1 protein-coding gene is annotated in these 2,311 nt (G+C 44.5%); it reads left to right on the forward strand.

All coding sequences use genetic code 11. The annotated features are described in order from the left end of the window. Nucleotides 1-283: 283 nt before the first annotated feature. On the forward strand, nucleotides 284-2,257 hold the full coding sequence (locus ICL16_RS20575; protein WP_238360878.1) for a heavy metal translocating P-type ATPase: 1,974 nt from the start codon (nucleotides 284-286) through the stop codon (nucleotides 2,255-2,257). Nucleotides 2,258-2,311: the final 54 nt, after the last annotated feature.

A 2,311-nucleotide genomic window follows, 5' to 3' on the forward strand; every position in this document is an offset into this window, starting at 1 on the left:
GCAATTTACAACCGCTGATGCCCGTATTAAATTAAAGCGCCTCTATCCGTCAATTAGTTCTTGACAGACTACTAGATGCACCAGATGAGCATCACACTTTGGTGCTTCAGTTTGGAGTAAGTCTGAGTCTTGCTTTTGCTTGCGCTTGTTCACGACGTTGAGTTTAGCCAATGGTTATCAATCTCAATCGTAACTAAAATTAAACAATTAAACAATTGAATAACTATTCAATTGTTGTATTAAAATATAAACAATTATTCTTGTCGCCCCCTTTAAAGCTGCCATGACTCAAACTCCTTCCCTGAAAACCCAACAAGTACAAGTAGGTGGCATGGACTGCGGAAGTTGTGCTAAGACAATTGAGGTAGGTTTAGAGCAAATTGCAGGCGTGAGTGAGGTATCGGTCAGCTTTGCGACTGGACGATTGCAAGTATCTTATGACCCGCTCCAGGTTAGTGAAGCGACTATTTATGACCGGATTAAAGCATTGGGTTATACGGTTGAGCAGAGTTCTGTTGCTAGCTCCCACGATCATACCGATTCCTGTTGCCACAACCATAGCGATCGCGCCGTTCAAGTCTGCCCCCCTACTCAAAACCCCGATCCGACATGGAAATTCTGGCTGAGCAACCGTCGGGGGCAAAGCGTTATTCTTGCTGGTATAGGATTAGTTTTAGGCTTAGTTACTCAACATTTAGCATTACCCATCTGGATAGCACGAACTTTTTATGGCATTGGCATTGTCATTGCAGGCTATCCTATTGCACGAGCTGGTTTGTTTGAGTTGCGCTTGCGCCGCGCCGATATGAATCTATTGATGACTATCTCGGTGATTGGGGCAGTGATTTTAGGAGACTGGTTTGAAGGGGCGCTAGTCGTCTTTTTGTTTTCTTTAGGTACAACGTTACAAGTTTTTACCTTTGGTCGCACCCGCAATGCTATTCGCGCTTTAATGGATTTAACTCCACCTACTGCTAGTGTCAAGCGGGGAAATCGAGAAGTTACAGTTCCCGTTGAGAGTATCCAGATAGGGGAAATTTTGACAATTCGACCAGGACAGCGCGTAGCGTTAGATGGCATAGTCCTAACTGGTAATAGCACAATTGACCAGTCTCCTATTACGGGAGAGTCAATTCCAGAAGATAAGGCTCCCGGAGATACTGTCTTTGCCGGAACGTTAAATCAAATAGGTTTTTTAGAAGTTAAAGTAACTCATATTAAGAGTGATACCACTGTTGCAAAAATTGTGCATTTGGTGGAACAAGCTCAAGAAAGTCGCGCTCCTTCACAGCAGTGGGTGGATAGGTTTGCAGAAGTCTATACCCCGATAGTAATTTTGATAGCAATTCTCATAGCACTTATTCCACCCTTGGCATTTGCTCAACCTTTCAACGTTTGGTTCTACCGATCGCTAGTTATGCTAGTAATCGCCTGTCCCTGTGCCTTGGTGATTTCCACCCCAGTCGCAATTGTCAGCGCCATTGGTGCTGCAACCCGTCAAGGTGTTTTGTTCAAAGGGGGTAATGCACTGGAGACTTCCGGGCGCATCAGTACCCTTGCCTTTGATAAAACTGGCACAATTACGCAGGGGCTACCCGTTGTACAAAAGGTTTATAGCTTTGGTAAAGTAAGTGAAAACATGGTGTTATTGATTGCAGCTTCGCTGGAACAACAATCAGAACATCCTTTGGCAAAGGCAATCGTCGTCAAAGCGCTACAGCAAGAGATGGAGTTAGAAACACCAGAAAATTTCACGGCACTACCTGGTAAAGGGATTCAAGCAAACTTTGGTGAGTTGCTGTACTTTGTTGGCAATCGAAGGTTATTTACAGACAAAGAGATTCCCTTGTTTGAAGAATCTTTGTTAGCTGAGATTGAACAGTTTGGTCAGATTCCGGTGTTAGTAGGGACGACTAACGGTTTATTGGGAGCGATCGCACTCTCTGATGGAATACGGTTGGAAGCAACAGAAGCAATGCGACAACTCAAGCGCGTTGGGCTAAAACAGTTAGTGATGCTGACAGGCGATCGGGCTGCTGTTGCCAAGCAGATTGCCCAACAAGTTGGAATCACAGAGTATCAAGCACAACTGCTACCAGAGGATAAACTAAAAGCAATTCAACAATTGCGCTCAGAAGGGGTAGTAGGAATGGTTGGGGATGGGATCAACGATGCACCAGCTTTGGCTGCGGCTGATATCAGCTTTGCTGTGGGGGGAATTGATATTGCTTTGGAGCCTATATTCCGCACCCAATAGTGTCACAATCGGTAATTACTGAAATAAAAAAGCAAACCAAGAATAAAATGAGAC

It is taken from the genome of Iningainema tapete BLCC-T55, from assembly GCF_014698965.1.
GTDB classification, from domain to species: domain Bacteria; phylum Cyanobacteriota; class Cyanobacteriia; order Cyanobacteriales; family Nostocaceae; genus Iningainema; species Iningainema tapete.